The organism is Aureimonas sp. AU22 (assembly GCF_001463745.1).
Classification (GTDB): domain Bacteria; phylum Pseudomonadota; class Alphaproteobacteria; order Rhizobiales; family Rhizobiaceae; genus Aureimonas.
In genome coordinates this window covers 129,002-154,907 of the sequence record NZ_BBWJ01000032.1, presented here as the reverse complement: position 1 = coordinate 154,907, position 25,906 = coordinate 129,002, and the positions used below count along the sequence as shown (strand labels likewise).

Below are 25,906 nucleotides of genomic sequence, written 5' to 3'. Positions count from 1 at the left end.
CGGGCAACACCCCGCTCGCCCGGAGGCCGCCCCTTGTCCACCGACACCCTCTTTTCCGGCCACGCCCCGGCCGACACCGTCCCCTCGCTCACCATCCGCCGGCCGGACGACTGGCATGTCCACCTGCGCGACGGGGCGATGCTGGAGGCGGTGCTGCCGTTCACGGCCAACCAGTTCCGCCGCGCCATCGTGATGCCGAACCTCGTGCCGCCGGTCACCACGGTGGAGATGGCGAAGAACTACCGGACGCGCATCCTCGCGGCCCTTCCCAACGGCTCGGACTTCGAGCCGCTGATGACCTGCTACCTCACCGATCACACCGACCCCGACGAGATCGAGCGCGGCTACCGCGACGGCGTGTGGCTGGCCGCCAAGCTCTATCCGGCGGGCGCCACCACCAATTCCCATGCCGGCGTCACCGACATCGCGAAGCTTGCGCCCGTCCTCGAGCGCATGGAGCGGATCGGAATGGCCGTCCTCGTCCACGGCGAGGCGACCGACCCCGCCATCGACATCTTCGACCGCGAGGCGGCGTTCATGGAAGCGGAGATGCTGCCGCTTCTGAAGCGCCACGAGGGGCTGAAGGTCGTGGTGGAGCACGCGACCACCGCCGAGACGGTGGACCTCGTGCGCGCGCATGCCGGCCGCGCCGCCTGCACGATCACGCCGCACCACCTTGTGATCAACCGGACCTCGATCTTCCAGGGGGGCCTGCGCCCCCATCTCTACTGCCTCCCCGTCGCCAAGCGCGAGCGGCATCGGCTGGCCCTGCGGCAGGCGGCGACCTCGGGCGAGGCCTGCTTCATGCTGGGCACCGACACCGCGCCGCACCGGCGCGGCGCCAAGGAGGCGGAGTGCTGCTCGGCCGGCGTGTTCGGCGGGGCGACGGCGCTGCAGACCTATGTGCAGGTCTTCGACGAGGACGGCGCGCTGGATCGCTTCGAGGCCTTCGCCAGCCTGAACGGCGCCCGCTTCCATGGACTGCCCGTGAACGAGGGCACGATCACGCTTCTTCGCAAGCCCGCCACGGTGCTCGCCGCGGTCAGCGTGGAGGAGGAGGACGTCGTGGTGTTCCGGGGCGGCGAGCCGCTGCCCTGGTCCCTGGGCGACGTCCGCGCCTGAGCGCCTCGTTTCCTTGCTCATGAAAAAGGGCAGGCGGATCGCTCCGCCTGCCCTTCTCAAATTCGCCTGGTCCCGAAGGGGAGATCAGGACGAGTGGTAGGCCGCCTCGCCGTGCGAGGTGATGTCGAGGCCTTCGCGCTCGGCTTCCACGGTCGGGCGCAGGCCCACCACGGCGTCGACGATCTTGTAGAGGATCGCGGAGACGATGCCGCAATAGACCACGGTGATCAGCACCGCGACGACCTGGCTGTAGACCTGCGAGCCCATGGTGACGCCGTCGAGATAGCCGCCGCCGCCAAGCGCGGTGGAGGCGAAGACGCCGGTGCCGATGGCGCCGACGATGCCGCCGATGCCGTGGATGCCGAAGACGTCGAGCGAGTCGTCGTAGCCGAACTTCGGCTTCACCACCGCCACGAAGAAGTAGCAGGCGGCCGAGGCGATCGCGCCGAGGAAGATGCCGCCGATGGGGCCGACGGCACCCGCCGCGGGCGTCACGGCGACGAGGCCGGCGATGATGCCGGAGACGGCGCCCAGCATCGAGGCCTTGCCCCGGGCGAAGGCTTCGATGAGCACCCAGGCGACCGTGGCGCCGGCCGTCGCGGTGAAGGTGTTGATCATGGCGAGCGCCGCGCCGCCGTTGGCCTCGAGGTTGGAGCCGGCGTTGAAGCCGAACCAGCCGACCCAAAGGATCGACGCGCCGACCATGGTCAGCGTCATCGAGTGCGGCGCCATGTTGTCACGCCCGAGGCCCGTGCGCTTGCCGACGAGGAACGAGCCGACGAGCGCCGCGATGCCGGCGTTGATGTGCACCACCGTGCCGCCCGCGAAATCGAGGGCCGCGACGCCGCCGGCATGGGCGCCGGTGAAGATCAGGCCGTTGGCGTCCCACACCATGTGGGCGACGGGGAAGTAGACGATCGTGACCCAGAGCACGGTGAACAGCACCACGGCGCCGAACTTGATGCGCTCGGCGAACGCCCCGACGATCAGCGCCGGCGTGATGCAGGCGAAGGTCATCTGGAAGGCGATGAACACGTATTCGGGGATCACGACGCCCTTGGTGAAGGTCGCGGCCATCGTGTCCTTGGTGATGCCGGCCAGGAACATCTTGGCCGTGCCGCCCCAGAAGGCGCTGGTGGAGCCGCCGAAGGCGAAGGAATAGCCGTAGGTCACGTAGATGATCATGACGACCGCGGTGATCGTCACGCACTGCATCAGCACCGACAGCATGTTCTTGGCGCGCACGAGGCCGCCGTAGAACAGGCCGAGGCCCGGCAGGATCATGAACAGGACGAGGAGGGTCGAGACCAGCATCCAGGCGACGTCGCCCTTGTCCATGACGTCGGCGACCGCGGCCGCGGCATCCGCGGGCACGGTCTCGGGCGCAGGCGCGACGCCCGTTTCCTGGGCGAGCGCTGCGACCGTCGTGAGGCCCGTGAGGGCAAGGGTCGCGAGGGAAGTCTTCAGAAGGCGCATGATCGTTTCAAATCCCCTCAGAGCGCGTTCGTGTCGGTTTCGCCGGTGCGGATGCGAACCGCCTGGTCGATGCCGTAGACGAAGATCTTGCCGTCGCCGATCTGGCCGGTCTTGGCGGCGGCCGCGATGACCTCGACCGCGCGGTCGGCCATGTCGGTGGGCACGGCCATCTCGATCTTCAGCTTGGGCAGGAAGCTGACGGCATATTCGGTACCGCGGTAGATCTCGGTATGACCCTTCTGGCGCCCGTAGCCCTTCACCTCGGTCACGGTGAGGCCCTGGATTCCGACAGCCGTCAGTGCTTCACGCACCTCGTCGAGCTTGAATGGCTTGATGATCGCCATCACGATTTTCATGTGCACCTCGAACCTTCGTGCGGTGGCGCGCCCCCGGGCGCTCCGCTGGATTGGGCGACCCTTTCGGCACGGCGTCCGAAGGGTCACGCCCAAACAGGAATCAAGATGCGTGCCAAATGGCCGCCAGCCTCGGTTTCGCCCGGATTGTGCGGCGCGAAAGGGGCATGTGCCGGTCTGTTGATCAGCATCGGCGACCGGCCGGCGAGCAATCTGCCGAAAACCGCGGCAGATGCCGAAAGAGCGGGCAGATCAGCCGCCGGAAGTGCGACGCGGGCGGATCAGGCCTTCCTGCGCCACGGAGGCGACGAGGGTTCCGTCGAGGGCGAAGAGCGAGCCGCGCGTCAGCCCGCGTCCGCCCGACGAGGAGGGCGAGTCCTGCGAGTAGAGATGCCAGTCGCCGACATGCGCGGGCCGATGGAACCACATGGCATGATCGAGGCTCGCCGCCTGGATCCGCTCGTCGAAGACCGACAGGCCGTGGGCGAAGAGCGCCGTGTCGAGCAGCGTCATGTCCGAAAGATAGGCGAGCGCCGCCGCGTTGAGGGCCGGATCGGACCCGAGCGGCGCCACCGTGCGCACCCAGATCTGCTGGCGCGGCGGCAGGGGGTCGCGGGTGAGATAGTGGTCGAAGGAGACGGGGCGGAACTCGATCGGCCGGGGCCGGCTCCAGAAGCGCCGGATCGGCTCGGGCGCGCGCTGGAGGATCTCCGCCGTGAGGTCGGCGGCCGACGGCAGGTCGTCCGGACGCGGCACGTCAGGCATCGGCACCTGATGGTCGAACCCCTCCTCCCGCCGCTGGAAGGAGGCGGACAGGGTGAAGATCGCCTCGCCGTGCTGGATGCCGTGGACGATGCGCGTGGTGAAGGAGCCGCCGTCGCGGATGCGTGCGACCTCGTAGATCACCGGCGCCTTCGGGTTTCCGGGGCGCAGGAAATAGCCATGGAGCGAATGGACGGGGCGCTCGGGATCGACCGTGCGCTGGGCGGCCACCAGCGCCTGCGCGATCACCTCGCCGCCGAAGGTGCGCTGCCAGCCGACGGAGGAGGAGACCCCGCGATACAGGTTCTCCTCCAGCTTCTCGAGGTCGAGCGCGCGGATCAGCCGGTTCATCGTCTCGTCCATGCGCGCGTCCCTTCCGCCATCTCGCGCGCCTTGTCCGGCAAAACCGCCGGGCCCGCAAGGTGAGGCACCGTGTTGCCCCATCGCCGCCGGGCGCCTAGATCAAGGCCGACGACGCGCCGCCGCCGGCACGTCCCGCAACGGAAAGCTTGGCTTCATGTCCGACACCCCAGCGACGCCTTCCCCGTCCCGTCAGGCCGACATCGTGGTGGCGGGCGCCGGCTATGTCGGTCTCGTCACGGCGGTGGCGATCAAGCAGGCCGCGCCCGAACTCGACATCCTCCTCGTCGATGCGGCGCCCGACGGCGTCTGGGAGCGCGACACGCGCGCCTCGGCGATCGCGGCGGCCGCGATCCGCATGCTGACGCACCTCGGCACCTGGGAGGCGATCCGGGAAGAGGCGGAGCCGATCCGCGAGATGATCGTCACCGATTCCAAGACGGGAGATCCGGTCCGCCCGGTGTTCCTCACCTTCGGGGGCGAAGCCGAGCCCGGCGAGCCCTTCGCCCACATGGTGCCGAACGTCGCGCTGAACGGGGCCCTGCGCCAGCGCGCGGCCGAGCTCGGCGTCGCCATCCGGGCGGGCGCCCCCGTCACCGGCATCGCGGAGCGCCCGGCCGCCATTGCGGTGGAGCTCGGGCAGGAGACCGTCGAGGCGCGCCTGCTGGTGGCCGCCGACGGCGTGCGCTCCAAGATCCGCGACATGGCCGGCATTCGCACGGTCCACACCGACTACGGCCAGAGCGGCATCGTGGTGACGGTCCACCACGAGCGGCCGCACGGGGGCCGGGCGGAGGAGCATTTCCTGCCCGCCGGCCCCTTCGCCATCCTGCCGCTGAAGGGGAACCGCTCCTCGCTCGTCTGGACCGAGCCGACCGCCGAGGCCGAGCGTCTCCTGCGCGCCGACGAGATGGTGTTCGAGCTGGAGCTGGAGCAGCGCTTCGGCTTGAAGCTCGGCCGCCTGACCGTCGAGGGGCGCCCGCGCGCCTTTCCGCTCGGCCTGACGCTGGCGCGCGACTTCGTGAAGCCGCGCATCGCGCTGGCGGGCGATGCCGCGCACGGCATCCATCCGATTGCCGGCCAGGGGCTGAACCTCGGCTTCAAGGACGCGGCGGCGCTTGCGGAAGTCGTGGTGGACGCCGCCCGCCTCGGCCGCGACATCGGCGCGCTGGACACGCTGGAGCTCTACCAGCGCTGGCGCCGCTTCGACACGGTGCAGATGGGCGTCACCACCGATGTCCTGAACCGTCTCTTCTCCAACGACAATGGCCTCCTGCGAACGGTGCGCTCCTTCGGATTGTCGCTCGTCGACCGTGCGCCCTTCGCCAAGCGCCATTTCATCGCCCAGGCCTCGGGGCTGTCCGGGGGCGCCTCACCGCGTCTCCTGCGCGGCGAGGCGATCTGAATTGCGACAGGCGCGGACGGGCGCGCAAAATCCTTCCCCTCCCCCGCTCCCGATTGGAACGCCCATCGGCGCAACCGCTTGCGCCTTGGCCTATTTAGAACCATGACAGCCATGCCGCGGCGGATCGCGATCCGCCCGCGGGCGGCGTTCACGGATCAGGCATCGGGACGAAGAACATGGCGGGTGACGTCAAGGCGAGCGCGAAGGCCAAGGGGCCGAAGCTTCCGGTCATCATGACCGCCAACGACCTGCTCGAGGGCGAGGTCGTCTTCCTGACCCGCGACGGCTGGAGCCTCGACCCGAAGGCGGCGCTGATCGCCGACGACGCCGAGCTGGCCGCCTGGATGGAAGCCGAAGGGCGCCGCGGCTTCACCGAGAACCGCATCGTCGATCCCTATCTCGTCGAGGTGACGCGCGACGAGGCCGGCCTGCCCGTCGCCAGCCATTTCCGCGAGGCGATCCGCCAGAAGGGCCCGACCATGCTGACGCAGTACGGCAAGCAGGCGGAATTCTAGAAAGGTTCCGGCGAGGGCGGACGCGCCCGCAACGCCGGGTGGGCGAGGGTCGAGGGGGGCTCTCGCGGCAAGCACAAGGACCAGCGGCATGTATCGTTACGACGAATTCGACGAGCGCTTCGTGCGCGAGCGCGTCGCCCAGTTCCGCCACCAGGTGGAACGCCGGCTCGACGGCTCGCTGTCGGACGACGAGTTCAAGCCGCTGCGCCTGAAGAACGGTCTTTACCTCCAGCTCCACGCCTACATGCTGCGCGTCGCCGTGCCCTACGGCACGCTGAATTCGAAGCAGATGCGCCAGCTCGCCCTGATCGCTGAGAAGTACGACAAGGGCTACGCGCATTTCACGACGCGCCAGAACCTTCAGTACAACTGGCCGAAGCTGAAGGACGTGCCCGACATTCTCGACCTCCTGGCCGATGTCGAGATGCACTGCATCCAGACGTCGGGAAACTGCATCCGCAACGTCACGGCCGACCAGTTCGCCGGGGTTGCCGCCGACGAGGTCGAGGACCCGCGCCCGACCGGCGAGTTGATCCGCCAGTGGTCGAGCCTCCATCCCGAATTTTCCTGGCTGCCGAGGAAGTTCAAGATCGCCGTGACCGGCGCCGAGCACGACCGCGCGGCGATCAAGGTGCACGACATCGGCATCCGGATCCTGCGACACCCGGAGAGCCAGGAAGTCGGCTACGAGATCATCGTGGGCGGCGGTCTCGGGCGCACGCCGATGATCGGCAAGGTGATCCGCGACTTCCTGCCGAAGGACGAACTCCTCGCCTATCTCGAAGCCGTGATGCGCGTCTACAACGCGGAAGGCCGGCGCGACAACAAGTACAAGGCGCGCGTGAAGATCCTCGTCCACGAGATCGGCACGGAGGAGTTCAAGGCGCGCGTCGAGCACGAATACGCTCAGCTGAACGGCCCGACGATCAACGCGCCGGCCGCCGAAGTCGAGCGCATCGCCCGCTACTTCGCACCCCCGGCCTACGAGACGCTTCCCGCGACCTCCGAAGTGCTCGACGCTGCCCGTGCGGCCGATCCCGAACTCGACCGCTTCGTGGAGCAGAACGGCTTCCCGCACCGCCAGCCCGGCTACATCGCGCTCACCGTGTCGTTGAAGCCCATCGGCGGCGTTCCAGGCGACATGTCGGACGCCGAGATGCGTGCCTTTGCCGACATCGCGGAGCGCTATTCGTTCGACGAGTTCCGCGTCACCCACGTCCAGAACCTCGTCCTGCCGCATGTGAGGCTCGACGACGTGCCGGCGGTCCATGCGGCTCTCAAGGCGGCGGGTCTCGCCACGGCCAATGCGGGCCTCGTGACCGACATCATCGCCTGCCCCGGCCTCGACTACTGCGCGCTCGCGACCGCCCGCTCGATCCCGATCGCGCAGGACATCTCCAACCTCTTCGCCTCCGAAGAACGCCAGAAGGACTTGGGGCCCCTCCAGATCAAGATCTCGGGCTGCATCAACGCCTGCGGCCACCACCATGTCGGCCATATCGGCATTCTCGGCCTCGAGAAGTCCGGTCGCGAGAACTACCAGATCACGGTGGGCGGCGACGCCTCGGAGTTTGCCGCGCTCGGCGAGCGAGTCGGCCCCGGCATCGACGGCGACCAGGTGCCCGGCGCGATCGAGGCGCTGGTCGCGGTCTACAAGCGCGAGCGGCAGGGCTCGGAGACCTTCATCGACACGGTGAAGCGCGCAGGGCTGGAGCCTTTCAAGGAAGGCTTCACCGCCTACGTCGCGCGCGAGACCGCGGGAGAGCCGGCATGAGCCTTCTTCTCGACGAGACCGGTGCCAAGGCCGACGCGTTCGCACGTGTCGAGGAGGTCGCCGACCTGTCGCTGACCGCCGGCGCGGTGATCGTGCCCCTGACAGTGATCGACCAGGCGATCGCCGACCGGCGCAACACGCCGCTCGGCCTCCATGTCGGCGGCGACACGCCGCTCTGCGCGCTGGAGGGGTATCTTTCGACGGTGGATCTCATCTCCGTCGGCTTCCCCTCCTTCTCGGACGGGCGCGGCTTGTCGCTCGCAAAGCGCATTCGCCGGGCGGGCTTCGCCGGAACCTTGCGCGCCTCCGGTCCCCTGATCGCCGACCAGTTCCGCGAGGCGCTGGACTGCGGCTTCGACGAGATCGAGCTGCCCGACGCAATAGTCGCGCGCCAGCCGGTTGAGCAGTGGATGGCGGCGAAGGACATCGTGGGCGACCACTACCAGACGGGCTACGGCGAGGGAGAGAGCATCCTCCAGAAGCGCCTCGCCGCCCAGCGGGAACGGGCATGAGCACCGCGCTCGACGGCACCGTCGAGGCGCTGAACGCCGCCTTTCCTCAGCTGAGCCCGCTGGAGCGGCTCCGGCACCTTCGCGAGACCGTGCCCGGCCGCATCGTCTTCACCACCTCGCTCGGAATCGAGGACCAGATGCTGACGCACCTGATCTTCTCCGAGAAGCTGAAGATCGAGGTCGTCACGCTCGACACCGGCCGCCTGTTTCCCGAGACCTATTCGCTCTGGCAGGAGACCGAGGACAAGTACGGCCGGCGCATCAAGGCGAAGTACCCGCAGGCGGAAGCGCTGGAAGAGCTGATCGACGACCAGGGCATCAACGCCTTCTACTTCGCGCCGGAGCTGCGCAAGGCCTGCTGCGGCGTGCGCAAGGTCGAGCCGCTGAACCGCGCTCTCGCCGGCGCCAGCGCCTGGATCACGGGCCTTCGCCGCGACCAGTCGGCCAACCGCGAGAGCATGGAGTTCGCGAGCGCCGACGTCGGGCGCGGACTCGTCAAGGCGAACCCGCTCTTCGACTGGACCCGGCCCGAGATCGCCGCCTTCACCGCGCGCCACGGCGTGCCCGTCAACGCGCTGCACGGCCAGGGCTTCCTGTCGATCGGCTGCGCCCCCTGCACCCGCGCCATCCGGCCGGGCGAGGTGGAGCGCGCCGGCCGCTGGTGGTGGGAGGACGAGACGCGGCGCGAATGCGGGCTCCATGTCGACGACCCCGTGGCCGTGAGCGACACGGAGGAGGCGCAAGCCGCCCTGTTCGAGCGTGCGGACATCTGACACGCCTACCGTCCGGCCGGACGTCGCCGGCCGGAGATCATCGGGACATCCCCCAATCGGATGGCCCACAGACAAGCCGCCCACCTGAAAGCCCCCGCCATGAAGCACATGACGCATCTGCAGCGCCTGGAAGCGGAATCGATCTTCATCATCCGGGAGGTCGCGGCGACCGCCGAGAACCCGGTCATGCTGTATTCGATCGGCAAGGACTCGGCCGTGATGCTGCATCTGGCCATGAAGGCCTTCGCGCCGGGCAAGCCGCCCTTCCCGCTTCTCCATGTCGACACGACCTGGAAGTTCCGCGAGATGATCGAGTTCCGCGACCGGCGGGCGAAGGAACTCGGCCTCGACCTCATCGTCCACATCAACGAGGAGGGCGTGAAGGCGGGCGTCAACCCGTTCGATTCGGGCAGCCGCCTCCACACCGACGTGATGAAGACGGAAGGGCTGAAGCAGGCGCTGGCCAAGTACAAGTTCGACGCCGCCTTCGGCGGGGCGCGCCGCGACGAGGAGAAGTCGAGAGCCAAGGAGCGCATCTTCTCGCTCCGCTCGGCCGAGCACCGCTGGGAGCCCAAGAACCAGCGTCCCGAGCCCTGGCGCCTTTTCAACACCCGCAAGCGGCAAGGCGAGAGCTTCCGCGTGTTCCCGCTCTCCAATTGGACGGAAGCCGACGTCTGGGACTACATCGCGCTGGAGAGCATCCCAGTCGTACCCCTTTACTTTGCCAAGAAGCGGCCGGTCGTGGTGCGCGACGGCATGATCATCATGCGCGACGACGAGCGCATGAAGCTTCTGCCCGGCGAGAGCGTCGAGGAGATGACGGTTCGCTTCCGCACGCTCGGCTGCTACCCGCTCACCGGCGCGGTGCGCTCGGAGGCGGACGACCTGCCCGCGATCATCTCCGAAATGCGGGGCTCGCGGTCGTCGGAGCGGGAGGGCCGGCTGATCGACAAGGACGGCGGCGCCTCGATGGAAGAAAAGAAGCAGGAAGGCTACTTCTGATGAGCGGTGCGCTGAAGACCGACCCGCAGGCCGCCGCCGCCGGCGACGAGATCCTGGCCGCCTCCGCCAACGAGCGGGTGCTCGCCGAGGACGAGACCTTCGCCGGTCCCGCGCCCGACGGTACCCCGTCTGACGGCAACGTGGCCGACGAGGCGCAAAGCGAGATCGTCGATCCCCAGGCCGACATGCCGCTTCTGGCCTCGCCCGCCGAATCGCTCCTGCGCTTCATCACCTGCGGGTCGGTGGACGACGGCAAGTCGACCCTGATCGGCCGCCTCCTCTACGACACGAACTCCGTCTTCGACGACCAGCTCGACACGCTGAAGCGCGATTCGAAGAAGTTCGGCACGACGGGCGAGGACCTCGACTTCGCGCTCCTGGTCGACGGGCTGTCGGCCGAGCGCGAGCAGGGCATCACGATCGACGTCGCCTACCGCTATTTCTCCACGGCAACCCGCGCCTTCATCATCGCCGACACGCCGGGCCACGAGCAGTACACCCGCAACATGGCGACCGGCGCCTCCCAGGCCGAGCTCGCGGTGATCCTGGTCGACGCGCGAAAAGGGATCCTGCCCCAGACGCGGCGCCACTCGTTCATCACCTCGATGGTCGGCATCAAGTCGGTGATCGTGGCGATCAACAAGATGGATCTCGTCGACTTCGACGAAGCGACGTTCCGCGAGATCGTCAGGGGATACGAGGCGATCCGCCCGAGCCTCGGCTTTACCAGCGTCACCTATATCCCGCTCTCGGCCAAGAACGGCGACAACCTCGCCTCGCGCTCGACCCGCGCCCCCTGGTACGACGGGCCGACGCTGCTCGAGGCGCTGGAGCGCGCCGAGCCCGAGACGCTCGCCGCCGGATCGCCCCAGTTCCGCCTGCCGGTGCAGTGGGTGAACCGGCCCAACCTCGACTTCCGCGGCTTCTGCGGCACGGTCGCGGGCGGGCGCGTTGCAAAGGGCGATGCCGTCGTCTCGCTGCCGAGCCGCCAGCGCAGCCATGTGCGCGCGATCTTCGGCCCGAACGGCGAGGTCGAGGAGGCCGAGGACGGCGAAGCCGTATCGCTGACGCTCACCGACGAGATCGACGCCTCGCGCGGCGACGTCCTCGTGCGCGAGGGCGATCCAATCGCGCCCCAGACGCGGCTCGACGCCGACATCCTCTGGATGGTGGATCGCCCGCTGATCGCCGGTGCGCGCCTCATCGCCCGCCTCGCCTCGGCGCAGGCGCCCGCGACGGTGCGTGTGCTCCGCGAGGCGATCGACATCCACTCCTACCAGCCGCGCACCGCCAACGCGCTTCTGATGAACGAGATCGGGCGCGTGACGCTCCATCTCGACAAGCCGCTCGTGGCGACGACCTACACGGAGAGCCGGGAGCTCGGCGCCTTCATCCTCGTCGACCAGCTCACCAACGAGACGGTGGCGCTCGGCACCGTGACCGGCCTGCCGGAGACGCAGACGACGCTCCTCGGCATGCCCGCCGCCAACCCCGCACCCAAGGGCAGCCCGCCCGAGGCGCGCTCGGGGCTCGATCGGGCGAAAGCCGAATGGCTCGGCCCCTCGCTTGCCGGCGATGCGAAGCGCGCGCGCGGCGTCACCCTGTTCCGCGCGGCGGCCGCCGTGATGATGGCGATCATCGCGGTGCTGCTCGGCCTCCAAGTCTGGCAGGCGCTGATCCTCGGGATCCTCGACTTCGTGCTGCGGCCCTATCTCCGGCGCCTGATGGTTCCGGCGGAAACCGAAGTGGTTCCCACCGACCCGACCGACGTTCGCGACGGCATGGGCATCTGACACGCAGGAAGGGCGGGGTCTTCCCCGCCCCTTCGTCAGTCCAGCGGACGCGCTTCCGACGGCAGCATGATCGGGATGCCGTTGCGGATGGGATAGGCGAGCCGCGCGGCTTTGGAGACGAGTTCGCCGCGCTCAGCATCGTAGGTGAGCTGCGCCTTGGTCAGGGGGCAGACCAGAAGCTCCAGGAGCTTGGGGTCCGGGCGATTGCGCTCGGCTTCCTCCGGCATGGCTCGTCCTTCGCGTTGAACCGACATGGCCGCCCTATTGCAGGATCTGTCCGCCGCCGTCGCCCGAATTCTCGCGGGCCAGCGAGATCTCGGTGATGGCGACCAGCGTCTCGGCCCGCGTGCGCAGATCGGGGGCTTCCAGCAGCGCCTGCTTCTCGGCCGCGCCATAGGGCGACATCATCGACAGCGCGTTGACCAGCGTCTCGTTGGAGGCCTTCGAGACCGAATCCCAGTCGGCCTGGAGCTGGTTCGCCTCGAGGTACATGCGGAACGCCTTGAGTAGCCCCTCGCGGTCGACCTCGTCGGCCCCCTCCCCGGGGTCGAGATCGGCGGAGAACGGCGCGATGCGGCAGGTGCGGAAGGGCTCGGGCCCCGATAGCTCCTCGCGGACGCGAAAGCGTGCGATGCCCTGAAGGCTGATGATGTAGCGGCCATCCCCGCTTTCCGAGAACGAGGTGACCCGTCCAAGGCACCCGACGGCGCACAGTTCGGGCTCGCCGTCCGGCCGCAGGCCGCCGTCGAGACGAGGCTGGATCATGCCCACCACCCGATCGCCGGTCATCGCCTTGTCGAACAGCGCGATGTAGCGCGGTTCGAAGATATTGAGGGGCATCTGGCCGCCCGGCAGAAGCAGGGCGCCCGTCAGGGGAAACACGGGGACGGTTTCCGGCAGATCCGCTTCCGTGCGGTAGTTGACGTTTCCGACCTGAACCACGGCTTGGATCCTCTCTCGTGCGTTCCCGCCCAATTGGCGCAGCGGCCCGCCTCGCCAAGGGCGACGGATCCGCGCCCGCCCTCCCGATCCGGCGGCGAGGCGCCGCGCTGCGCCCGGACGGGCCTAGCGGAACAGGAGCGACGACAGCTTGCGCCGTCCGTCCTTGGTGGCGGGGTCCATCGGGCCCCAGGCCTCGAAGAATTCGAGGAGCTTCCGCCGCGCGCCGTCGTCCTCGAACGCACGGTCGCGCCGCACGATTTCCAGAAGCCCGTCCGCGGCGGCGGCCCGGTCGCCCTCCGCCTGCGAGATCAGCGCGAGGTCGAAACGCGCCTGGTGGTCGTCCGGGTCCGTCTCGAGCCGCGCCCGCAGCGCCTTGGCGTCGCCGAGCCCCGCGATCTCCTCCAGAAGCTTCAGCCGCGCCTTCACGGGCGCGAAGGCCGGATCGTCCAGGACCGCCGGCGGCATCGCATCCGCCACCGACTGCGCCCGTGCCGTATCGCCGGCCAGGAGATAGCACTCGGCAAGGCCGGCGGCCGCCTTGGCGTTTTCCGGATCGTGCTGCAGCACCGCGCCGAAGAGCTGCGACGCCTGCGCCGCGTTCCCGGCCTTCAGGAACTCGCCGGCCTGCTCCAGAGCCTCGGCCAGCGGATCGCCGCCGGGAGCCGGACGGCCGGCCGTCAGCCTGTCGATGAAGGCCTTGACCTCGCTCTCGGGCAGCGCGCCCATGAACCCGTCCACCGGCTGGCCGTCCACGAAGGCGAACACGGCCGGGATGGACTGGACACCGAGCTGACCGGCGATCGACGGATGCTCGTCGATGTTCATCTTGACCAGCTTGACGCGCCCGCCCGCAGCCTGGACCACGCGCTCCAGCACCGGCGTCAGCTGCTTGCACGGCCCGCACCACGGCGCCCAGAAGTCGACGAGCACCGGCTGGTTGCGCGATTCCCGCACGACGTCGGCCGAGAAGCTGGCGGTTGTGGTGTCCTTCACCAGATCGCCGCCCGGCGCGGAAGGGCCCGGCCGGGCGGCGGAGGCGCCTGCGGCCGTCGTCTGGGCGCCGTAGCCGCCGAGCGGCGAAGCATAGGGATTGTTGCTCATCGAGACCGTCCGCGTCGCTGATGGCTCGTCGCCGGACGCGCCCCTTCGGGAAACGCATTCGGATGGAGCCTGAAGATCGTCTCGGGCGACCGGCATGGCCGCCCGGCACCTTTCGGGATGACAGGTCGCCATATCGTGCGCAAGCGCCACGCCATCAAGAAGGGAAGCCCGCTCCGCGAAGCCGTCGCCCGCAACGAGGCACAGACCAGTCCGGCCGGGTCTCCAGACCCCCTCCGGCCATCGTCGCGGCCTTGTCATTTTCCCTGTTGCAATCCTCCCGCCGTTGGGCCATAAGCCGCTCACCGCAGACGCCGCAGCGACGGCCTCCAGCGGGGAGCGGGCGGGCGTAGCTCAGGGGTAGAGCACAACCTTGCCAAGGTTGGGGTCGTGGGTTCGAATCCCATCGCCCGCTCCATTTTTCTTCCGGTAACCGAGGACGCGAAGCCAGTTCCGACGAGGGCTTGCGACGTTTTTTTGCGGTTGAAGTCGCGGTATTTTCCAACGAAATTTTGCTCGATCAGACGCGCGTGGTTACTTCCGGGTTACGGCGGCGATCGCGGCAGGCGTTTTGGCGTCGCGGCGTTGAAGTGGTGGAAAGAGGTTCATGTGTGTTACCGCGGACAGGCGCTTCAGCTGTCTGCGCTCGATTGTGCGCGTTCGCATGCCTTTGCCAAGCCTGCTCGGAAACCACTACGGCCAGACCGTTCACGCTGGCGGCGGGTTAGTTATGCTTGGCGAACTCGTCTGTGTCGCAGCAGCAAACAGGCGCTCTTGCAACCACACTCTGAACGCTTGATCAGTGTTGTAGAGTGCGTAGAGGTCGGTGTGGTCCGCGAGGCGGCCGAGCAACTCGTCGTCAACAGCGCGGTTGTGCTCGATCCGAGCGTTCTGCGTATCGCTATTCCGCAGCGCGTTCTGCACGCGGCCATTCGCGCCGATCTTCTCGGGAAGCTCTTCAAACAGAAAGCGGGTAACCCGGTCCTGGTCGCGAAAGTCGGTTGTGCCGAAACGTTCGTTGAATTCGCGGACCACGGAGCTGAGCTGATCTATTTCCGATTCTAGAGGGCCGCCCGCCGCCCCGGTCGGCACCGGCTCGATCTCCGCGTTGGCGTCGTTTAGTGCGATCTGCATCGCTGCTGCGATCTCGACGCGGTAGCTCTCCATGTCGATGGTCTCGAGCACGTCGAGCGGTGCGTCGTCGCTGGCCGGGCTGGGTAATTTCGGAAGCAAGAGTGCTAAGAGTGTAGAAAGCTTCTCCCACTCCGGAACGGCGTAAGGCAAGATCGTGCCGAGAAAAGCGTAGTTGCGGACGAACGCCTTAGCAGCGCCTTTGAACGCGATTTGCTCGGCCTCAGTCTGCGCCTCGTAGCGCGTCGAACAGGCGTCGAGAATCGGGTCGAGGCGCTCTCGCGGTGCCGCGGCAAGGAACAAGGAGACAACAGCTTCGACATCCTCCGCGGTATAGACTTCAGCGTCATCGAGCCCGCGCTTCAGATCGTGCAGCATGTTGGGATCAGTCTCACCCGACAGGATAGTGGCGCGGTAGAAGTCGGAGAACGCCGCCTCGACCACTGCCGGATCGTTGCGGAAGTCCAGCACCACGGGCTCGCTTTTGCCGGGCCGTGCACGGTTCAGCCGCGACAAGGCCTGCACGGCTTTGACGCCTGCGATCGTCTTGTCGACGTACATCGCGAACAGCTTGGGCTGATCGAACCCGGTCAGATATTTGTCCGCGACAACGAGGAACCGATAGGGATCGGCGTCGAACTTGTCCTCCAGCTCGCTACTGGGAAAACCATTGAACGACGCTTCCGTCCGCTGCTCCCCAGCATCATCGACTGCGCCCGAAAAAGCGACCATCGCCTTGTAGGGTGATCCGCGTTGGGCGAGCGCTGCGTTGATCGCCCGCCAATATTCAATCGCGCGTTCGATACCGTCAGTCGCAACCATGGCGCGCGCCTCACCACTAACCTTTTTGCGCGCGCTTACTTGGTCGAGGAAGTGGTCGACGATTATTCCGGCCTTGGTGGCAATGGCGTGGTCATGCCCTTCGACGTAGCGGCGCAACGTTTTCAGCGTGCGCGACACGTCGACGTTGGGGTCGTCCCCAATCGTTTTCGCGAGGCGATACCAACTCGATACCGGCGTGTAATTTGCCAGCACGTCCAGGATGAACCCCTCATCGATCGCTTGCTTCATCGAATAGAGGTGGAAAGGGCAGTGCTTCACCTCGCCGTCCTGCTCATAGCGCTCGCCGAAAAGCTGCAGAGTCTTGTTCTTGGGCGTTGCGGTGAACGCGAGATAGCTCGCATTGTCGAGCATCCGGCGACCTTCGATCACCGCCAGTATGCGATCCTCGGTCGTCGCTTCTTCGTCGATCTCCGTGCCGCCGAGCGCCGTGTTCAGCGCACCCGCCGCGCGACCGCCTTGGCTCGAATGCGCTTCGTCTATGACGATGGCGAAGCGGCGGCCGCGATGGACCGAGCCTATATCGTCTAGGATGAACGGGAACTTCTGGACGGTAGTGACGACGATCTTCTTGCCGCTTTCGATGAAGTCGCGCAGATCGCCGGATCGTTCGGCATGGCCCATCAATCGCGCCGTCTGGGCAAAGCCGCCAATGGTGTCCTTCAGATTCTTGTCGAGCACCTGCCGGTCGGTGACGACGATTACCGTATCAAACACGGGAACGCCGCTGACTTCGAGCCCGACCAGCTTGTGGACTGTCCAAGCGATCGAGTTCGACTTGCCGGAGCCTGCCGAGTGCTGAATCAGATAGCGCCGCCCTGCGCCATTCGCCGACGCATTCGCGCAAAGCGCGCGCACCACATCGAGCTGGTGATAGCGCGGGAAGATCGGCTTTCGCGCCACGATGCGGCCGCGCGCGTCGCGCTCCTCGACGATGCCAGCAAAGTTTTCGATGATGTCGCTCAAGCTGCGCTTGGCCAGCACCTCACGCCACAGATAGTCAGTGCGGATGCCGTCTGAGTTGGGCGGGTTGCCCGCGCCGTCGTTGTGGCCCTTGTTGAACGGCAGGAACCAGCTCTTCTGCCCGGCGAGCGCGGTGCACATCCGCACCTCGCGATCGTCCATCGCGAAATGGACGGCGCAGCGGGTAGGGCGAAAGATCAATTCCTTAGCGTCACGGTCGGTCTTGTATTGCGCCTCGGCATGGGCGGCGGTTTGGCCGGTCAGCGAGTTCTTAAGCTCGAATGTGGCGAGCGGCAGCCCGTTGACGAACAGCGCAAGATCGAGCGCGCGGCGCGCGTTATCGAGCGAATAGCCGAGCTGGCGCGTGACCGAAAAGCGATTCCGGCCGAAACGGATGGCGGCTTGCGGGTTGCCAGGCGACGGCAGTGGGAAATAGAGCGTCACCGCGTGCGGGCCGTGGCGGACGCCCGAGCGTAGCACGTCGATGATTCCGCGATTGGTGATCTCGTCGCGGACGCGGGCAAGGAATGCGCGGCGCTGCGGCATGTCGGCATCGAGTGACAGCAGGGCGACCAGCTCAGGCTGTGTTGCGCGGAGGAAGGAAGTGAGCTGGACGAGGTCGAGCGCATGAGCGCGGTCGAAATCGTCGCGATGACCCTCGATATAGTCGTCGGGACCGGCGAAAGGGGCGCGCTCTTCGGCGCCGCTGGTCGGGGTGCCCGCGACCGGGGCCGGAGCGCCGGTTAGCCCGGCGACTATCAGCGCCTCCAGTCCGCTCTCGCTCACATCAGTCGACCGCATCGAGCGCATACTCCATGTCTTCGTCGTCGGTTGCCATATCATCGGCGAAGTCGTCGCCTTCGACGGTCGGGATCGTGGCATCGCGCACATCGAGCCTTCCCGTGACGACGGCGGCGGTGAGGCTGTCGCGGTACTCAAGGATGAGGTCGATTTCAGTTTCGACGCGGCTCAGAGCAAAGTTCAAATCTTTGGTCCGCTCATCTACCGCAGCAACAATGGCTGCCTGTTCCTCAACTTCAGGCACAGGAAACCGCAACCGCCTAAGGTCAGAGGTCGATAGGTGCTTCACCGTCGTCGAGAAGGTGAGGTCATTGATATATCGAAGTGCGAACGGCAGCACGAGCGCGAGATAGGATGTGGTTAGACGTGAGCCGGGGCGCAGACAGCATAAGCGTTGATTCAGGGCTGCTTCGCCGCCGCCCCAGATCACTGAATTGAAGTCGCCGTCCATCCCAACAAGAAGGTCGCCATCACGCACCCATGCGCCGTCCGGGACTTGGCCACCAACGCGGAGGAATGTGTGCCCGCGCAAAAGATCGCGAATCCTGATCAGCGGTGCGCCATCCTCTGAACCGAATAGCCTCGCGTCAAAGGGATATCCGGGAATGATGTTGGCGGCTGACCCTAAATGGACCCTTGTCCACGCCTCAGGAGCCAGTCCAACCCAATCTACACCCGAGTCGACGAGTGCGGACTGTTCATCGATACCGCAAAAAACCAGACCACGGGTTATAGCCTGACGCCGCTCCACCAGAAGGCTCCTGATGCGGCGTTTGGCGGCGATGAGGCGGTGGACTTGGGCGGTATAGGCGTCAAGGAAATCGGCGATCCGCCGCTGCTCCGTGGGCGGGGGCGCTGGCGACAACAGCGGCTTAAAATACTGCCAATAAAGGCGATTGCGGTCGGGCACGATCCCGCGAGAGGCGAAATCGACCTGGCGCATATAGGCGGTCGTTCGGAACAAGTAGGTGTAGAAGCGGGGGTCGATATCATCGAGCGGTCGGGCGACGACATAGGCGGGGCTGATCAGTCCGTCGCAGGGAGCAATGCCCACCGCGCCCTGCCACATCCGCATGATGTTATAGGCGATATCGCCCTCGGTAGCGCGTTTGTATTTGGCCCGGTCGGCCAACTGCTGCTTGCGCCCGCCGTCCATGTCGCGGACCCGGACACCTGTCCGCAGCGAGACCTCCAAGATCGGCAAATCAGGAAACCCGGTCTCGTTGCGCTCGGCAAATAGGCGCCCATTGCGGACGAAGCCCCAATGCGCTGGCACTTTCGGCAGCCAATCGACGCCACTGTCGCGATACTCGGGATAGGGGTTCAACGCCGTGGTCATGCGTCCGCCTCGACCAGCACTGCATCAAGCAGCGCCTGGGTCTGGTGCTCCAGAGCGTCGATCTCAGCCTTAATCTCGGCCAGTGGGCGCGGCGGCTTGGGCTTGTAGAAATGCCGCGCGAACGAGACTTCATAGCCGATCCTAGTTTTTTCGCGGTCGATCCAGGCATCGTCCGCATGCGGCAGCACTTCGCGCTCGAAGAACGCCTCGATCCCGCCGGGCTCGTCGAACGCAACGATCTCAGTATCCGACAGAGCCTTGTCAGGCTCATAGACGACGATCGCCGCTTTGCCCTTCACGGTCGCTGTGAAAAACCCGCCGCGCGGATCGGCTACTTTCTTCGATGCGGATTTCACGATCGGCCTGGCATCAGCTGCGCGCCAGCTCATCGCTCTTGCGATCATCCGCGCCTCGGCGGGTTTCATCACCAATCGCTCGGCTCTAATCGCGCCCGTCACCTTCGCCTCGAACACGGCGTAATCGTCATGCTCGGCATCGCCGATCACCGCCATCAGCCGTTCGGCGGCGCGGTGCAAGCGGCGGTCGCGCACCCAGGTGGCTGGATCGAGAAGCTTCTTCACCGTCTTGCGCGGCAACTTCGGCGTGGTGTCCTCGGCTTCGGCGGCGACCTCCTCGCCCTCCGCACTGGCCTCGTCCTCGCTCTCCGCTGCCTCTTCCATTTCCGCCTCGGGCGGATCGAGATGGGCTTTCAGACGTTCCGCCACGCTGGCGAAATCATCGAACAGGGCATCACCGAACTCGGCGTGCAGCGCCTGGCGCAAAGAACGGTGGCCGCTTTGAAAACGCAACGCATCGATCGCCTCGCGCGTGAAACGCGAACGCAGCCTCAGCGGTCGTTCGACGACGATCTTCCAGTAGCCGAACGCGCTGTTGGGCAGCACGACCGAGGTGTCGCTCGGTTCCATTGCCTCATAGGCATTGAGCACCGCCTGGATATGCTCAGGCGTCATCTCGCAATTGCGCTTGCCAAGGTTGCGGCGGAGCGGCCGGAACAAACCGGTCGCGTCGATCAACTGGACCTTACCCTTGCGACGCTCGGCCTTGCGATTGCTCAGCACCCAGACATAGGTCGCGATGCCGGTGTTATAGAAGATGTTGAGCGGCAGCGCGACGATCGCTTCCAGCCAGTCATTCTCGATGATCCAGCGGCGGACATTGCTTTCGCCTGAACCCGCCTCGCCGGTGAACAGGGCGGAGCCGTTGTGAATGTCGGCGATGCGGCTGCCGAGCGGCGTATCCTTCATCTTGCTCAGCTTGTTGACAAGAAACAGAAGCTGCCCGTCCGACACGCGCGGGAACAGGCGAAGCTGCTTGTCGTCTCCCTCAAGGCCGGGATGCTTGACCACAAAGCGAGGATCGAGCGCCCCTGCCTTGCCGCCCATCGCAGCGAGATCGACCTTCCAGGTCTTTCCGAACGGCGGGTTGGCCATCATGAAATCGAAGCGCAGCCCCTGACGGCCATGTGCGTCGGCGGACAAGGTGGAGTTCGGTGCGATGTTGCGTGCCTCTGCACCCTCGCCCTTGATTAGCAGGTCGGCCTTGCAGATGGCGTAGGTCTCGGGATTGCTCTCTTGGCCATAGAGATGAATTTCCGCCGCCTTGCCCGCACCTGCGGCAAGGCGCGCCAGCTTGGCTTCGCCAACCGTTAGCATCCCGCCGGTGCCGCAGGCATCGTCATAGAGCAGATAGGTGCTATCTCCGATTCGGTCGGCGACGGGACGGAACACCAGTTCCGCCATCAGTTCGATGACGTCGCGCGGCGTGAAGTGCTCCCCCGCTTCCTCGTTATTCTCTTCGTTGAACTTGCGAAGCAGTTCCTCGAACAGCGTGCCCATCGCGTGATTGTCCATCGCGGGCAGGCGGATGCGGCCATCGTCATCGCGGACCGGAGCGGGCGACAGGTTCACCCGATCATCGCAGAACTTCTCCAACAGGGCGTGGAGGATTGCGGCGCGCTCCAGCGTGTCGAGCTGCTTGCGAAAGCCGAATTGCTCGATGATCTCGCGGACATTGGCCGAAAAGCCGTCGAGATAACTTTCGAAGTCCGCCCTCTGCGTCGCCGGGTTCGGGCGTGAAAGCAACTGCTTCAGCGTAAAGGGCGATCCGTTGTGGAAAGCCTGCGCCGCCGCCTTGTTTAACGCCGGCTCCTGAGCGGCGGGCGGCAGGTCGAGCGCGTCGAGCTCCACTTTGCGGGCCAGCACCGCAGGCTTCGTCGCCTCGAGCACGGCGTCGAGCCGACGAATGACCGTCATCGGCAGGATAATGTCGCGGTACTTCCCGCGGGTGTAGACGCCGCGTAGCACGTCGTCGGCGATGTTCCAGATGAATTGGCTTATGTTCATGAGGGCCTTCTACGACGGCCTCATGGCATACGCCAATGTCGGAGACTCGGCAGCGCACTAAAGGGTGTCGTTTTCGGCCGCTGCAATCAGCACGTTTGGATCTGCGCCAATCGCTCTGCAAACGCTGATAAACTCAGCCACGTCGATTCGTCGCTCCAGCAACTCGACCTTTGATACGAAGGTCTGACGCTGGCCGATCCGCTCTCCAAGCTCAGCCTGTGTGATCCCAGCGTCCCTCCGCGCTTGCACGAGCCGTTCGATAATGCGGCGATAGAGATTGGAACGAAGGGATGTCACGTCGCTGTGCCGGTTGGAGACCAGCGCGCAATTGAAACCCCAATTTAGAGTACCCCAAATTCGGGTATTCGCTCATGGTGCTGCCACGATCGGTTCGATTCGAGGCAGCCATGAAAGAGCAGTACGTCGGCGACATCAGCGACTACCGGAAGTACGCCCTATTGCGAGCCCTGGCGGCAGACGGCGCCAACCGCATTGGCGTATGCTGGATGCTCACCCCGTCGGACGGCACTACGGACGGTAACAAGCTCGCCTACCTTGCCCAGCCAGAGAAGCACCGCGCCTTCGACCCGGCGCTGTTCGACATTCTGGCGCAAGCGGCGGCCGACCCCGACCGGCGACGGTTGGAGACGATCGAGGAGAGCGGCGCGATCCCCGGCGCGCGCTACCTTAACGGATCGCTCAGCGACGACGCCGACGAGCGACAGGCCTACATGGACGCCTGCCGTGTCGCCTTTGCGGACACCGACCTCGTGTTTTTCGACCCCGACAACGGGCTGGAGGTCCCCTCGCTGCGGGCCGGCCGGAAGAACTCGTCGAAGTACGTTTTTCTCGACGAGATCCGCGCCTTCTACGAGACCGGTAAGTCCGTCCTGATCTACCAGCACTTTCCCCGCGTCGAGAGGGAGGCGTTCGTCTCGGCCTGCGTCGAGCGGCTTCGCGCCGTCGCTCCGGACGCGTCGCTCTGGGCGTTCCGCACGAAGCACGTCGTGTTCCTGTTGGTTGCTCATCCCGACGCGAGAGCGACGCTCGCGGAGGCCGCCAAGACGGGAGCGTCGCGATGGGACACGAGTTTCCTCACCGGCGCGGAGAGGAATACCCCTTCCACAAGCCACCCCGATCCGATGACGGACGAACCGGTCGGTGACGCCAACGACAACGGCGGCGGTGGGGCCTCGGCGAACCCTAAGCCTGCCTCCCTCCTCCGTCGTCTGCTCGGCTGCTTCAGATAATTGCGCGCGACATACCGACATGTTTTCGTTGTGCTTTTGGAGTTCGCGCCGATGATCCGCAGACCATACGTCCTCGTTCTCGCCTTGCCGTTGACTGCCGCCCTGGCCGGGTGCCAAACGGTCGAGGAAGCGGCAACCAAACGAACGCTGGAGGTCTGCACGGGCGGCGGACATGGTCCAGGCACGCGCTATCACGACTATTGCATGAGCCAACTCAAGCCTGTGGCGGTTCAGGTCGAGCAGCAGCGGCGGCAGAAAATGGTCACCGATGGCGTTGCCATGATGGCCCAGGGCCTCAACCCTCCTCCACCGGCTAAGCTCACCTGCATTCAGGACGGCAACGTCACACGCTGCTACTGAAGGAGCGTCGGCGCCTTCTCCGTCACGGTGTCAGCTCGCGTCCACGGAGATGTGGACGCCAGGAACATAGCCGGCAGCCAAGACCGCCGCGATGCTCACGGGCGTGAGTCGGCGCATTGCCTCGTTCGGCGGAGGTGCGGCCGGCCCATAACCATCGAACGACCAACGATGCAGACGGCCCTTCCACTTGAGGAAGCAATCCGCAGAGCCGACCGGCGAGAGGATGACGCCATCAGGCTCCGCAACGGTATCGACGATGGGGCATTCGGTCTCCGAACGCTCCCGGTGCAGACGGTCGTCCATCACCGTGACGCGCGGCGGCTCGCCCGACAGACCAGCGCGGACCCATGCTGCCTGGAAAGCGCGGAAGCGGTCGCGTCGGCATTCGGCGCATGGGCGGTGCCCGGCCGACAATGCTGTCGCCTCATCGCGGAAGAACAATTCGGTGTAGCTGCCGGGCGTCATGAGCTGGCGCCGGACACCCGGCCACGACGTCACGCAGGCGATCCACGCCTTGCTGCGATAGTTGCGCACGACCTCGCGGCGGTCGTTGTGCAGACAGCCGCGATTGCCCATGAGATCGCCCTTGGCGGCCACGGCGACAATCTTGCCGAACGGGTTCACGCGGTTCTGGAGTGGCATCGGCGTCGCCCGTCAGCAGCTTCGGCGCTGCCAGAATGGCACGTTGAGTGACCAGCGCGAAAGGTCATGCCCACCAGGGTAGGATATCCGATACCCTTCCGACGTTCGGACGGGTCCCCCGTCGCTTTCGCTGCCGCCACCATAGGTGGGGGAGGCGGCAGCAAGGCGCCCCGGAGAGAGACACAGCGATGCGCGACCGGAGCGATGAGTCCCGGCCGCGCCGCAGGACGTTGGGCTCTACCGCCCCTCAGGCGGCGAGGCAGGCCTCCATATCGTCCGCCACGATCTCCTCGGCCGGCCGGGTGTCGGTGATGGTGTGGTCGATGCCGTCGCAGACGCCGTATTCCTCCAGCGCCCATTCGATCTCGTCGGCGCTGATCCCGGAGCGGCGCTCGGCCTCCTCCAGGCTGACCAGTTCGGTGGCGCCGGTGTTGCGGTCCTCGATCATCAGGTAGTTCATCGCGCTATCTCCATGTTCGAAATAGAGAAATTGAAACACGGCGAAACTGGCGGCACAATTTATCGGATGGCGCGAGGCGCATGGGCGCGGCGGCATTGTGGCAAGCGAGCCATATGTGGCGAGGCGAACGGGGGGCACACCGGCGCGCGCAGCGGCGCGGTGGGTGCTACCATAGCGGCGCCGGCCGCCACCGCGCCCCGCGTAGGCACGGCGCCTCGAGACGTAGCCATGGGTAGGCAGGGCGGCATGCCCCTGCCCTCACCCCGGCCGCACATGCAAGCGAGCCAGTGCCATTCTACCTCACGACGCATAGGCGCGGTCGAGCGCCGCCACGGCCGCGCTGCCGCCGCGAACAGCCTGGGTGTAGTGTCCTAGCGTCACCGTCGGGTTGGCATGGCCGGCGATCTGGGCCACGAGCCCGACCTCGATCCCCTCCGCCTGGAGCGTCGAGATGAAGGAGTGCCGGGCCGAGTGTGGCGTGACGTAGGGCAGCTTCAGTCGCTCGAAGGCGGGCTCCCAATAGCGCCGACGGAAGTTCTGGTAGAGAAGCGGACCACCGCCGCCGATCCGGGGCTTCGGCCATTCCTGCAGGCGACCGGGGCCGGGGAAGACGCGGTGCAGCGCCTTGTCCTTGCGCGGGCAGCGCAGGCGCCAGGACAGGAGCATCTCGCGGAGCGTCGCCCCCATCGGGATGTCGCGTGTGCCGGCCTCGGTCTTGGTCATCTCGGTGAGCGAGCCGTCCCGCTCCTGGATGCGGCAAATGCGGATGACGTTGGCCTCGAAGTCGACGTCCTCCCACAGAAGGCCCAACTGCTCGGAGGGGCGCGTGCCAGCGAGGAAGGGGAAGGCGTAGTAGATGCCGTGCTCGTCGTCGAGCTTGGCAGCTTTGATCAGCGCCTGGATGTCCTTGGACGCAAGGATGGTCTTCTTCGGCTTGTGCCGGGCGCGGGCGAGGCCGGTCGGCATCGACGGGGCACGGGTGCCGAAGTCCTCCTCGGCGAGCGCTAGGATCGACTTCAGGTGCGCCTTGGCGCGGTTGGCGGTGTAGTTGCCGACCATCTCGACCAGCGTGCGGTGCCACGCCCGGATCGCCGCCGTCGTGAGGTCGGTGAGCTTCAGAGCGCCCAGCATCGCGACGAACTGGGCGTTCTTCGGCTTCTTGCCGTTGGCGGTAAGCTCGAAGCGCTCGCGCGGCGAGCCCTCCAGCAGTGGGCCCCGGATGCAGTTCGCCACTATCTTGTAGCCCATCAACGTCGAGGGTTTCACCTTGCCCTCCTTGTCGGCGAGCCAGTGGTCGATCGCCTCCCCGATCATCGGGACAGCCTTCGGATCGACGTAGGTCCCCTCGGCGACCTGGGCCAGCAGTTCGCGCTGGCGGGCTTCGGCCTCCTTCTTCTTCTCGAAGAAGAGTTGCTTGCGCCCGCCCGACTTCGGGTCGACGTAGTTCAGGACGTAGCGGTCCTGCATGACGATGGCGCCGCTGGTCAGCTTGCGCTTGCGGGTGCGCTTGGTGAGCTTGACGGTGAAGTCCATAGGAGAGATCACTTCCGGAACAGAATGAGGGCAAAAAGCAAAAGGAAAACACGCAGAAGCAACCGACACAATTAATCGCAGCGGCCCTGCTCGGACGACGTATACGCCCGACGAGAAACCACGCGTGTAACCAAGGATGCTTTGGCGCAGGACGATGCCCGTCGGAGCGGGCCTCGCGATATTCCGGAATTCGTCCCCGCCAGGGTTGAAGTCGCGGAGCAGACGGCTGCGGTGAGTGCTGGTGTGCCGCTGGTGACGGTAGCCGGCCGGCGCGCGGGCCAGCACTGCCCAGGGTACTACCCCTCCCCCGGGGCGAGGTGCGGTGACGACGCGCAAG

The 25,906-nt window shown here is 66.3% G+C and carries 23 protein-coding genes and 1 tRNA gene; 11 read left to right on the top strand and 13 right to left on the bottom strand.

Annotation, left to right across the window (positions count from 1 at the left end):
* Window positions 1–33: 33 nt before the first annotated feature.
* Window positions 34–1,122: a dihydroorotase gene (pyrC, locus tag AUL34_RS11360; protein ID WP_061933823.1), complete on the top strand. Its 1,089-nt coding sequence runs from the start codon at window positions 34–36 to the stop codon at window positions 1,120–1,122.
* A gap of 84 nt (window positions 1,123–1,206) precedes the next feature.
* On the opposite strand, the gene AUL34_RS11355 is transcribed toward pyrC, so the two are convergent.
* From AUL34_RS11355 to AUL34_RS11345, 3 genes are all read right to left on the bottom strand, one after another.
* Window positions 1,207–2,598: an ammonium transporter gene (locus tag AUL34_RS11355; protein ID WP_061933822.1), complete on the bottom strand. Its 1,392-nt coding sequence runs from the start codon at window positions 2,596–2,598 to the stop codon at window positions 1,207–1,209.
* A gap of 17 nt (window positions 2,599–2,615) precedes the next feature.
* The gene (locus tag AUL34_RS11350) at window positions 2,616–2,954 is read right to left on the bottom strand and encodes a P-II family nitrogen regulator (protein WP_061933821.1); all 339 of its coding nucleotides are present in this window, start codon (window positions 2,952–2,954) and stop codon (window positions 2,616–2,618) included.
* 249 nt (window positions 2,955–3,203) lie between these two features.
* Window positions 3,204–4,076, bottom strand: a complete 873-nt coding sequence (locus AUL34_RS11345) for an acyl-CoA thioesterase II (RefSeq protein ID WP_061933820.1) — start codon at window positions 4,074–4,076, stop codon at window positions 3,204–3,206.
* Window positions 4,077–4,230: 154 nt separating this feature from the next.
* On the opposite strand from AUL34_RS11345, the gene AUL34_RS11340 reads away from it, so the two are divergent.
* From AUL34_RS11340 to AUL34_RS11310, 7 genes are all read left to right on the top strand, one after another.
* Complete coding sequence (locus tag AUL34_RS11340; RefSeq protein ID WP_061933819.1) at window positions 4,231–5,478, top strand: ubiquinone biosynthesis hydroxylase; 1,248 nt, start codon at window positions 4,231–4,233, stop codon at window positions 5,476–5,478.
* Between the two features lie 176 nt (window positions 5,479–5,654).
* Window positions 5,655–5,993: a DUF2849 domain-containing protein gene (locus AUL34_RS11335; protein WP_061933818.1), complete on the top strand. Its 339-nt coding sequence runs from the start codon at window positions 5,655–5,657 to the stop codon at window positions 5,991–5,993.
* An 88-nt stretch (window positions 5,994–6,081) separates the two neighbouring features.
* The gene (locus tag AUL34_RS11330) at window positions 6,082–7,767 is read left to right on the top strand and encodes a nitrite/sulfite reductase (RefSeq protein ID WP_061933817.1); all 1,686 of its coding nucleotides are present in this window, start codon (window positions 6,082–6,084) and stop codon (window positions 7,765–7,767) included.
* On the top strand, window positions 7,764–8,279 hold the full coding sequence (locus tag AUL34_RS11325; RefSeq protein ID WP_061933816.1) for a DUF934 domain-containing protein: 516 nt from the start codon (window positions 7,764–7,766) through the stop codon (window positions 8,277–8,279). Before AUL34_RS11330 ends, AUL34_RS11325 begins: the two co-directional genes overlap by 4 nt.
* Entirely contained in the window at window positions 8,276–9,052 is a 777-nt protein-coding gene (locus AUL34_RS11320) for a phosphoadenylyl-sulfate reductase (protein WP_061933815.1), read from the top strand. The genes AUL34_RS11325 and AUL34_RS11320 overlap by 4 nt, the downstream gene beginning before the upstream one ends.
* A gap of 60 nt (window positions 9,053–9,112) precedes the next feature.
* Window positions 9,113–10,054 (top strand): sulfate adenylyltransferase subunit CysD, encoded by a 942-nt coding sequence (cysD, locus tag AUL34_RS11315; RefSeq protein WP_082653314.1) that lies wholly within the window; start codon window positions 9,113–9,115, stop codon window positions 10,052–10,054.
* Window positions 10,055–10,239: 185 nt separating this feature from the next.
* Window positions 10,240–11,847: a sulfate adenylyltransferase subunit 1 gene (locus AUL34_RS11310; protein WP_370539044.1), complete on the top strand. Its 1,608-nt coding sequence runs from the start codon at window positions 10,240–10,242 to the stop codon at window positions 11,845–11,847.
* 35 nt (window positions 11,848–11,882) lie between these two features.
* Here AUL34_RS11310 and AUL34_RS11305 read toward each other — a convergent pair whose 3' ends face one another.
* The 3 genes from AUL34_RS11305 to trxA form a co-directional block, all read right to left on the bottom strand.
* A complete protein-coding gene (locus AUL34_RS11305; RefSeq protein WP_061933812.1) occupies window positions 11,883–12,074 on the bottom strand; it encodes a Trm112 family protein in 192 nt (63 codons plus the stop codon).
* A 34-nt stretch (window positions 12,075–12,108) separates the two neighbouring features.
* Complete coding sequence (locus AUL34_RS11300; RefSeq protein WP_061933811.1) at window positions 12,109–12,789, bottom strand: LON peptidase substrate-binding domain-containing protein; 681 nt, start codon at window positions 12,787–12,789, stop codon at window positions 12,109–12,111.
* A gap of 123 nt (window positions 12,790–12,912) precedes the next feature.
* Window positions 12,913–13,890 carry a thioredoxin gene (trxA, locus tag AUL34_RS11295; RefSeq protein WP_061933810.1) on the bottom strand — a complete coding sequence of 326 codons (978 nt, stop codon included), beginning with the start codon at window positions 13,888–13,890 and terminating at the stop codon, window positions 12,913–12,915.
* A gap of 340 nt (window positions 13,891–14,230) precedes the next feature.
* Here trxA and AUL34_RS11290 point away from each other — a divergent pair.
* Window positions 14,231–14,305: transfer RNA gene (locus AUL34_RS11290), tRNA-Gly, on the top strand.
* Between the two features lie 290 nt (window positions 14,306–14,595).
* Here the strand turns inward: AUL34_RS11290 and AUL34_RS11285 are convergent.
* From AUL34_RS11285 to AUL34_RS11270, 4 genes are read right to left on the bottom strand one after another with little or no spacing between them, the layout of a single operon-like run.
* The gene (locus AUL34_RS11285) at window positions 14,596–17,607 is read right to left on the bottom strand and encodes a type I restriction endonuclease subunit R (RefSeq protein ID WP_202814950.1); all 3,012 of its coding nucleotides are present in this window, start codon (window positions 17,605–17,607) and stop codon (window positions 14,596–14,598) included.
* A gap of 1 nt (window position 17,608) precedes the next feature.
* Complete coding sequence (locus AUL34_RS11280) at window positions 17,609–18,961, bottom strand: restriction endonuclease subunit S (protein WP_061933809.1); 1,353 nt, start codon at window positions 18,959–18,961, stop codon at window positions 17,609–17,611.
* On the bottom strand, window positions 18,958–21,324 hold the full coding sequence (locus AUL34_RS22830; RefSeq protein ID WP_061933808.1) for a class I SAM-dependent DNA methyltransferase: 2,367 nt from the start codon (window positions 21,322–21,324) through the stop codon (window positions 18,958–18,960). Before AUL34_RS22830 ends, AUL34_RS11280 begins: the two co-directional genes overlap by 4 nt.
* 57 nt (window positions 21,325–21,381) lie before the next feature.
* On the bottom strand, window positions 21,382–21,621 hold the full coding sequence (locus tag AUL34_RS11270) for a helix-turn-helix domain-containing protein (protein ID WP_061933807.1): 240 nt from the start codon (window positions 21,619–21,621) through the stop codon (window positions 21,382–21,384).
* A gap of 110 nt (window positions 21,622–21,731) precedes the next feature.
* On the opposite strand from AUL34_RS11270, the gene AUL34_RS11265 reads away from it, so the two are divergent.
* On the top strand, window positions 21,732–22,574 hold the full coding sequence (locus AUL34_RS11265) for a hypothetical protein (protein WP_061933806.1): 843 nt from the start codon (window positions 21,732–21,734) through the stop codon (window positions 22,572–22,574).
* 51 nt (window positions 22,575–22,625) lie between these two features.
* Complete coding sequence (locus AUL34_RS11260) at window positions 22,626–22,934, top strand: hypothetical protein (protein ID WP_156420888.1); 309 nt, start codon at window positions 22,626–22,628, stop codon at window positions 22,932–22,934.
* Window positions 22,935–22,964: 30 nt separating this feature from the next.
* On the opposite strand, the gene AUL34_RS11255 is transcribed toward AUL34_RS11260, so the two are convergent.
* The 3 genes from AUL34_RS11255 to AUL34_RS11245 form a co-directional block, all read right to left on the bottom strand.
* Window positions 22,965–23,558 (bottom strand): hypothetical protein, encoded by a 594-nt coding sequence (locus tag AUL34_RS11255; protein WP_202814949.1) that lies wholly within the window; start codon window positions 23,556–23,558, stop codon window positions 22,965–22,967.
* Between the two features lie 265 nt (window positions 23,559–23,823).
* On the bottom strand, window positions 23,824–24,036 hold the full coding sequence (locus AUL34_RS11250; protein WP_061933803.1) for a hypothetical protein: 213 nt from the start codon (window positions 24,034–24,036) through the stop codon (window positions 23,824–23,826).
* A gap of 300 nt (window positions 24,037–24,336) precedes the next feature.
* Window positions 24,337–25,569 carry a site-specific integrase gene (locus AUL34_RS11245; RefSeq protein WP_061933802.1) on the bottom strand — a complete coding sequence of 411 codons (1,233 nt, stop codon included), beginning with the start codon at window positions 25,567–25,569 and terminating at the stop codon, window positions 24,337–24,339.
* Window positions 25,570–25,906: the final 337 nt, after the last annotated feature.

Coding starts and splice junctions, on each gene's coding strand:
- AUL34_RS11355 (WP_061933822.1), bottom strand. CDS start 2,598: ATGCGCCTTCTGAAGACTTCCCTCGCGACCCTTGCCCTCACGGGCCTC.
- AUL34_RS11350 (WP_061933821.1), bottom strand. CDS start 2,954: ATGAAAATCGTGATGGCGATCATCAAGCCATTCAAGCTCGACGAGGTG.
- AUL34_RS11345 (WP_061933820.1), bottom strand. CDS start 4,076: ATGGACGAGACGATGAACCGGCTGATCCGCGCGCTCGACCTCGAGAAG.
- AUL34_RS11340 (WP_061933819.1), top strand. CDS start 4,231: ATGTCCGACACCCCAGCGACGCCTTCCCCGTCCCGTCAGGCCGACATC.
- AUL34_RS11335 (WP_061933818.1), top strand. CDS start 5,655: ATGGCGGGTGACGTCAAGGCGAGCGCGAAGGCCAAGGGGCCGAAGCTT.
- AUL34_RS11330 (WP_061933817.1), top strand. CDS start 6,082: ATGTATCGTTACGACGAATTCGACGAGCGCTTCGTGCGCGAGCGCGTC.
- AUL34_RS11325 (WP_061933816.1), top strand. CDS start 7,764: ATGAGCCTTCTTCTCGACGAGACCGGTGCCAAGGCCGACGCGTTCGCA.
- AUL34_RS11320 (WP_061933815.1), top strand. CDS start 8,276: ATGAGCACCGCGCTCGACGGCACCGTCGAGGCGCTGAACGCCGCCTTT.
- cysD (WP_082653314.1), top strand. CDS start 9,113: ATGGCCCACAGACAAGCCGCCCACCTGAAAGCCCCCGCCATGAAGCAC.
- AUL34_RS11310 (WP_370539044.1), top strand. CDS start 10,240: ATGCCGCTTCTGGCCTCGCCCGCCGAATCGCTCCTGCGCTTCATCACC.
- AUL34_RS11305 (WP_061933812.1), bottom strand. CDS start 12,074: ATGCCGGAGGAAGCCGAGCGCAATCGCCCGGACCCCAAGCTCCTGGAG.
- trxA (WP_061933810.1), bottom strand. CDS start 13,890: ATGAGCAACAATCCCTATGCTTCGCCGCTCGGCGGCTACGGCGCCCAG.
- AUL34_RS11280 (WP_061933809.1), bottom strand. CDS start 18,961: ATGACCACGGCGTTGAACCCCTATCCCGAGTATCGCGACAGTGGCGTC.
- AUL34_RS22830 (WP_061933808.1), bottom strand. CDS start 21,324: ATGAACATAAGCCAATTCATCTGGAACATCGCCGACGACGTGCTACGC.
- AUL34_RS11265 (WP_061933806.1), top strand. CDS start 21,732: ATGAAAGAGCAGTACGTCGGCGACATCAGCGACTACCGGAAGTACGCC.
- AUL34_RS11260 (WP_156420888.1), top strand. CDS start 22,626: ATGATCCGCAGACCATACGTCCTCGTTCTCGCCTTGCCGTTGACTGCC.
- AUL34_RS11250 (WP_061933803.1), bottom strand. CDS start 24,036: ATGAACTACCTGATGATCGAGGACCGCAACACCGGCGCCACCGAACTG.
- AUL34_RS11245 (WP_061933802.1), bottom strand. CDS start 25,569: ATGGACTTCACCGTCAAGCTCACCAAGCGCACCCGCAAGCGCAAGCTG.